This is a genomic window from Candidatus Methylomirabilota bacterium (assembly GCA_035936835.1).
Classification (GTDB): domain Bacteria; phylum Methylomirabilota; class Methylomirabilia; order Rokubacteriales; family CSP1-6; genus AR37.
In genome coordinates, this window is sequence record DASYVT010000015.1 from 48,841 (window position 1) to 55,576 (window position 6,736).

The window sequence follows — 6,736 nt, forward strand, 5'->3', positions numbered from 1 at the left end:
CCGAAGAGGCCTGCGTTATCCAAAGATGCTACTCCGAGTGGCAGCCGGGTGTCAATGAATATTCTTCCGCAACAGGCACTTACGAGGTTCTAGCGGGGTCGCTCTCCACGGGCTTTGGCCTTGGAAGCCCGGCGGCCTGGTTTGCGCCCGCCCGGCAAGCCGCCGACGAGCTTCGCGACCGCCATCAGATGGTCGAGCATCGCCCGCCGCGCTCCGGCCTCGTCGCGGCGGCGGATAGCGCCAAGGATCCGCCTGTGGTCCTGATGGGAGCGTCTCGGTCTGCCGGGCGTGTGCAGGCTCTCCTCCCGGCTCTGCGCCAGGAGATCCACGAGCGCGTTGACGATGCGAACGATCGCCCGGTTGTGAGCGGCGGCGGCGATGGCCGCGTGGAGCGCCGAGTCCTGGGCCATGCCTGTGCGCCCGTGCGCGACCTCGCGCGCCTGCTCGGCGAGGATGCGCTCCATATCGGCTAGGTCGTCCCGGGTCGCGCGTCGCGCCGCAAGAGCCGCGATCGCGGGCTCGATGAGGCGGCGCGCCTCGAAGAGCTCTCCCACCGCCTCGCGGTAAGGCAGGATGACGAGGGCCAGGGGCTCGATGAGGGCCTCGACCGAGATGTCACGGACGAAGGCGCCTTCCCCCGCCCTGATGTCGATCAAGCCGCGGCTCTGCAGCGACCGCAGCGCCTCGCGCACCGAGGTGCGGCTGACGCGGAAGCGCTCGGCCAGGTCCCGCTCCGGCGGCAACCTGTCGCCGGACTTGAGATGGCCGTCGGCGATCAAGGCCCTGACCTGGCGGACGATGTCCTCGTAGATCCGGACGGACTTGACGGGCTCGAGATCCATCACACCCGCTTGCGCTCACGGCCCGGGCGGGCGGCCGACCGGCTGAGCCACCATCCGAGGCCGAGCACGAACACGCCGAGAACGATCGACAGCCACTGGTCGGCAGCGTCGGCCGCGTGGCCCAGCCAGCGCTCGACGATGGGGTCATTGGCCATCATCTCGCCGGCCACATATCCCAGCACTCCGCCTCCGAGCCAGACAATCCACTCGTGGCGGGCCATGAGGTTGGCCAGGAGCCCGCTGCCCCAGACGACGAGCGGCAGCGAGAGCGCAATCCCGAAAACGACGAGGACCATGTCACCCTTGGCGGCGGCCGCGACGCCGAGCACATTGTCGAGGCTCATGGTCACGTCGGCCACAATGATGATCCAGATCGCCTCCCTGAGCGACGTGCCGTGTCGCGTGCCCGCATGGTCGACCTGGCCGGGGCGCACGAGCCGGACGGCGATCCAGATCAGGGCCAGTCCGCCCGCGAGCTGGAGCAGCGGGATTCGCAGGAGGAAGCTCACGACCGCGATGAAGGCGACGCGGAGACCCACGGCGCCTACTGTGCCCCAGATCCGCCCGAGGAGCTTCTGCCGCGGCGGCAGGTCGCGCACGGCCAGCGCGATCACGAGGGCGTTGTCGCCGGCAAGCGAGATGTCGATCAGGATGATGCCGAGGAGCCGCGCCCAGAACTCAGGGTCCAGGAGCGCCGTCATGCCGCGCTTCCCCGAGGCTGGCGGCGCGCGAGCCACCAGCCCACCGCGGTGAGGACGGCGGCCAGGGTCAGCGGGAGAAGATATTCGAGCGCGTGAACCAACGCCCCCAGATGGCGCTCGACCACAGGGTCCTCGAGCATCATGTCCCCCGCCACATAGCCCAAGACGCCGCCGCCGACCCAGATGATGGCCGGATAGCGACTCATGAGGGTCGCCAGAACGCTGCTCCCGACGATGACGATGGGCACGGACATGCCGATGCCGAGTCCGACCAGCAGCATGTCCCCGCGCGCGGCGCCTGCGATCGCCAGCACATTGTCCAGGCTCATCGTCACGTCCGCCACGAGGATGAGCCATATGGCATGCCAGAGCGACCGGCCGTGGCGACCCGCGTCCCCCTCGCCTCCTTCGGGCTGGACGAGCTTGTAGGCTATCCAGAGCAGCACGGCGCCGCCCGTCATCCTGAGGAAGGGAATGGCGAGGAGCGCGCTGATGATGCCCACGAAGACCAGGCGTAGCACCACCGCACCCGCGGCGCCCCAGACTTGGCCGAGGATCCGCTGGTGCCGCGGCAGGGAGCGCACGGCCAGCGCGATGAGGATCGCGTTGTCGCCGGAGAGGAGGAGGTTGAGGAACCCGATCTCGAGGAGGCGGAGCCAGAACTGCGGGCCGAGGTCGAGAGAGGTCACGCGCGACCGGCCGTTCTCAGGTCTCCCGGGGAGAGACGGCCGGCGTCGGAAGGCCCCGGAGCCGCCGCCACCACGGCGTGATCACCGGTAGCGCGAAGAAGAAGAGCGCCACGGCCGTGATAACCCCGGAGATGGGCCGCTCGAGGAAGATCAGGAGCGAGCCCTGCGACATGATGAGGCTCTGGCGCAGGGCGTTCTCAGCCAGGTCGCCCAGGACGAGGGCCAGCACAAGCGGCGCCAGAGGATAGTCGAGCTTCTTGAAGACATAACCGATCACGCCGAAGACGAGCATATACCAGATGTCGATCATGCGGCCGTTGACCGAATACGCCCCGACAGCGCAGACGGAGACGATGAGCGGCGTCAGGATGGCGAAGGGCACGCGCAGGATGGCGGCGAAGGCCGGCACGAAGGCCAGCACCATGATGACGCCGATGACGTTGCCCGTATACATGCTGGCGATGAGGCCCCAGACAAACTCGGGCTTCTCCTTGAAGAGCATGGGCCCGGGCTGGAGTCCCCAGATGATGAGCCCGCCCAGCATGACGGCCGCCGTCGGCGAGCCCGGGATGCCGAGCGTGATCATGGGAAGGATCGACGCGCCGCCGGCCGCGTGCGCGGCCGTCTCAGGCGCCACGACGCCTTCGATATCGCCCTGACCGAAGCTCTCCGGGTGCTTCGAGAAGCGCTTGGCGAAGGAGTAGCTCATGAACGAAGCCGGCGTCGCCCCGCCCGGCTTGAACCCCATCCAGAACCCGATGAAGCAGCTGCGCAGGAAGGTCCGCCAGTAGCGCGGCAGGACGCGCCACGTGTCCCAGACGATGCGAGGGCTCATCTTCGCCGAGGCGCCCTTGAACGACAGGCCCTCTTCCATGGTCAGCAGGATCTCGCCGATGCCGAAGAGGCCGATCACCGCCACGATGAAGTCGAAGCCCTTCATGAGGTCGGTGATGCCGAAGGTCATCCGGAGCGTGCCGGTCACGATGTCGAGCCCGACCGCGGCCAGGACGAAGCCGATCAACATCGACACGAGCGACTTGAGCGCGCTGCCGCCGCCGAGCCCGACGAAGGACGAGAACGTGAGGAGCTGGATGGCGAAGAACTCGGGCGGGCCGAATTTCAGCGCCACCTCGGCCAGGAGCGGCGCGAAGAGCGTGATGAGGACCACCGCGAACAGCGCCCCGACGAAGGACGAGGTGAAGGCGGCCGTCAGCGCCTGTCCGCCCTGCCCGTTGCGGGCCATGGGGAAGCCGTCGAAGGTCGTGGCCACCGACCAGGGTTCGCCGGGGATATTGAACAGGATGGAGGTGATGGCGCCGCCGAACAGCGCCCCCCAGTAGAGGCTCGTCAACAGGATGATGGCCGAGGTCGGCGGCATGGAGAAGGTCAGCGGCAGCAGGATGGCGACCCCGTTGGCGCCACCCAGGCCCGGCAGCACGCCGATGATGGTGCCGAGCGCGACGCCGATGACGGCGAGCATGAGGTTGTGCGGCTGGAGCGCGACCTGGAAGCCCAGCAGCAGGTTCTCGATGCCCATGCGCTAGTAGCCCAGCGAGGTTTCCAGCGGGCCCTTCGGCATGGGCACGAGGAACCAGAGCTCGAAGACGAAGAACGTCACGAACGAGACGGTGACGCTCACGACCACCACGGACAGCCACGAGTGCCGTCCGATCCAGCGCATGTAGGAGGCCATGTAGAGGGTCGTGGCAACGTAGAGGCCGATCCAGTGCGTGGACAGCACGAAGGCCGTGGCCGGCAGCAGCACCTTCAGGACTGGCGCGATAGCCTCGCGCCGGACGAAGGGCGTACGGTCCGCGCGCCTGATGGCCTGCGCCGCGATGGCGATGCAGGCCCCGATCATCAGGACGCCGAGCCAGAAAGGAAAGAAGCCGCTCTTGGGCCCGTCGGTGCCCCAGCCGATACCGATGCGGAGCGAATCCCAGATCACGAGCAGCCCACCCGCGATCAGCACCACCGCCGTCGTAAGGTCCGCGGCGCGCATGCCGGTTACCTCTTCAGCAGGCCGCCCTTGGACATGAGATCCCTGTGCACCTGGTCCTCGCGCTCGAGCCAGGTGTAGAACTCAGGCCCGATGAGCCAGGCAGGCTTGAGCGCGCCCTGCTGCATGTACTCCTTGAATTCCGGTGTCTCGGCCACCTTCTTCAGGAGGTCCTGGTACCAGGCCAGAGCCTCCTTGGGCATGTCGGGGGGGCCGAAGACACCGCGCAGCATGAGGTAGGTGATGTCGGCGCCGAGCGCCTCCTTGACCGTCGGGATGTCCTTCCACTCGAGCACGGAGATCCGGGCGGAGTCGAAGACGGCGAGCGGGCGGACGCGGCCGGCCTTCCAGTTGCTGGCGCACTCGATCGGGTTGTTGACCGTCGAGTCGACGTGCTTGCCCACGAGGTTGACGCAGACCTCGCCACCGCCCTTGAACGGCACATAGATGAACTTCACCCCGAGCGCCTGCTCGATCTGGATGGTGATGATCTGGTCTTCCTGGGCCGAGCCGGTGCCGCCCATCTTCATCGCGCCGTTCTTCTCCTTGACGGCGGCGAGGTACTCGCGCGCCGTCTTGTACGGCGTCTCGGCATTGACCCAGAGGATGAACTCATCGAGGGCGATGCGCGCGACGGGCGTGAGATCCTTCCAGCTGAACGGGATGCCCGTGTGGAGCGGCGTCGTGAAGAGATTCGACAGGGTGATGACGATGGTGTGGGCGTCACCCTTCTTGCCCTGGACGTGCAGGAACCCCTCGGCGCCGGCGCCGCCCGACTTGTTGACGGCGATGATGGGCCGCGGCGTGAGCTTGTGCTTCTCGGCCAGGCCGGCAATGAGGCGGGCCATCTGGTCCGCGCCGCCGCCGGGGCCAGCGGGGATGACGAACTCGATGGGCTTGGTGGGCTGCCATGCCGCCGACGCGGCGCCTGGCGCTCCGACAATAAGGACAGAGGCCAGGACCAACCCGGTAACCCGTCGCCGTTGATGTGTCATGTTCTAGCCTCCTCGCAAAGCGGTCGGTTTGGAGGACGGGACGAAGGCTGTTCGTGGCGCGCGTCGGGCCGGGACAGCAGGTGGAGCGCTGGTGCGTGGGGGGCCGGGCGCAGATCAGGGCCGCGGCCCGACCCCCGTGCGAATTGGTCCACTAGCGCGGGCGGCCTTCCTTCCAGAACGGGATCACGCCCGGAATCTCCCACTTGTTCCACATCTCGTCCACCTTGGCCTGGAAGTATTCGATGTCCTCCTCGAGGAAGTGGGCGAACCGGCCTTGCTTGAGGAGGTACTCCCGCACCGGCTTGCGCGGCCGTCCCTCGACGATCGCCTTGGTCTTGCCGTAGTGGCGCACCACGCCGTCCTCGACCTCGTAAAGGGGGAAGATGCCGGTCTCGACCGCCAGCTCGCCCAGCTCGTGGCTGAGCATCGGATCGTAGTCCCAGCCCTTCGGGCATGGGTCGAGGGAGTGGATGAAGGTCGGCCCGCCGATGGAGAGGGCCTTCCTGACCTTGTTCATCATCTCGACTGCGTACGAGGCATCCACCGTGGCGACGTAACGGCACTCGGGGTGACCGGCCGCCAGCATGCCCGCCATGTTCTTCTTCCACCGGGTATGGATCAAGCGTTTGACAGTGCCCGGCGGGCTGAACGTGGTGTTGGCGCCGTACGGCGTCGAGCCCGAGAGCTGGATGTCCGTGTTGGCGTAGGACTCGTTGTCGTACATCAGGATGAGCGAGTTGTACTCCTTGTGGGTCAGGGTCGCCGAGATCGCCCCCAGGCCCATGTCCGCCCCGCCGCCGTCACCGCAGAAGGCGATGACGTTGATGGGCTCCGACTTCATCTTGCCCTTCTTCATGAGCGCCTTCAGGCCCGCCGCGGTGCCGAGCGCGGCCGAGCCCGAGGAGCCGAGCTGCGTGTGCATCCACGGCACCACCCACGGCGTCGTGTAGTACGTGGTGTTGGCCACGTACATGCAGCCGGTGGAGCCGAGCACGATCGTGCGCGGGCCCGCCGCCTTGACCATGAGCTTCATCACCAGGGCCGACTCGCAGCCCTGGCAGGTGCGGTGGCCGGAGGTGAAGTATTCCTCGATCGTGACCTTCTTGACGCCCTTGAAGGGCTCCAGGATCTGCGTCGCGTTCGTGAAAGCGGTCTCAGCCATGAGGTTGGTCTCCTCTTACTCGCGTACACCGAGCCAATGCGTCTTGGGATCCGACTTGCCGGCCTTCGCCGCCGCGTAGCACATGTCCGCCGCCTTGGCGACGTCTTCCAGGGTGACCTCGCGACCGCCGAGCCCGCAGATGAAGCTCAGCAGCGGCGGGCGCTTGTCCGCATTGTACATCGCGGCGCGGATCTCGTTGGCGACCACCCCCGAATTGAAGGGCGAGCCGAAGGAGTAGTCGCGGTCGATGACGCCGATGGCGGACGCCTTCGAGAGCGCCTGCACCAGCCGCTCGGTCGGGAATGGGCGGAACCACCGCGGCCGCACCAGGCCCACCTTCTTGCCCTG

Annotated in this window: 8 protein-coding genes; all 8 read right to left on the minus strand. The window is 67.3% G+C overall.

The genetic code is table 11. The features are described from left to right. Positions 1–89: 89 nt before the first annotated feature. Positions 90–842: an FCD domain-containing protein gene (locus VGV06_01080; GenBank protein ID HEV2053746.1), complete on the minus strand. Its 753-nt coding sequence runs from the start codon at positions 840–842 to the stop codon at positions 90–92. Next, entirely contained in the window at positions 842–1,543 is a 702-nt protein-coding gene (locus VGV06_01085; GenBank protein ID HEV2053747.1) for a TerC family protein, read from the minus strand. The genes VGV06_01080 and VGV06_01085 overlap by 1 nt, the downstream gene beginning before the upstream one ends. Continuing rightward, positions 1,540–2,232 (minus strand): TerC family protein, encoded by a 693-nt coding sequence (locus VGV06_01090; GenBank protein HEV2053748.1) that lies wholly within the window; start codon positions 2,230–2,232, stop codon positions 1,540–1,542. The genes VGV06_01085 and VGV06_01090 overlap by 4 nt, the downstream gene beginning before the upstream one ends. Positions 2,233–2,248: 16 nt before the next feature. Beyond that, positions 2,249–3,769, minus strand: a complete 1,521-nt coding sequence (locus VGV06_01095; protein ID HEV2053749.1) for a tripartite tricarboxylate transporter permease — start codon at positions 3,767–3,769, stop codon at positions 2,249–2,251. Between the two features lie 3 nt (positions 3,770–3,772). Then, positions 3,773–4,234 carry a tripartite tricarboxylate transporter TctB family protein gene (locus tag VGV06_01100; protein HEV2053750.1) on the minus strand — a complete coding sequence of 154 codons (462 nt, stop codon included), beginning with the start codon at positions 4,232–4,234 and terminating at the stop codon, positions 3,773–3,775. Between the two features lie 5 nt (positions 4,235–4,239). Beyond that, positions 4,240–5,226 (minus strand): tripartite tricarboxylate transporter substrate binding protein, encoded by a 987-nt coding sequence (locus VGV06_01105; protein ID HEV2053751.1) that lies wholly within the window; start codon positions 5,224–5,226, stop codon positions 4,240–4,242. Between the two features lie 151 nt (positions 5,227–5,377). Beyond that, positions 5,378–6,388, minus strand: a complete 1,011-nt coding sequence (locus tag VGV06_01110) for a thiamine pyrophosphate-dependent enzyme (GenBank protein HEV2053752.1) — start codon at positions 6,386–6,388, stop codon at positions 5,378–5,380. 15 nt (positions 6,389–6,403) lie between these two features. Beyond that, positions 6,404–6,736, minus strand: a 333-nt coding sequence (locus tag VGV06_01115; protein ID HEV2053753.1) for a pyruvate ferredoxin oxidoreductase, incomplete at its 5' end; no start/stop codon positions are given.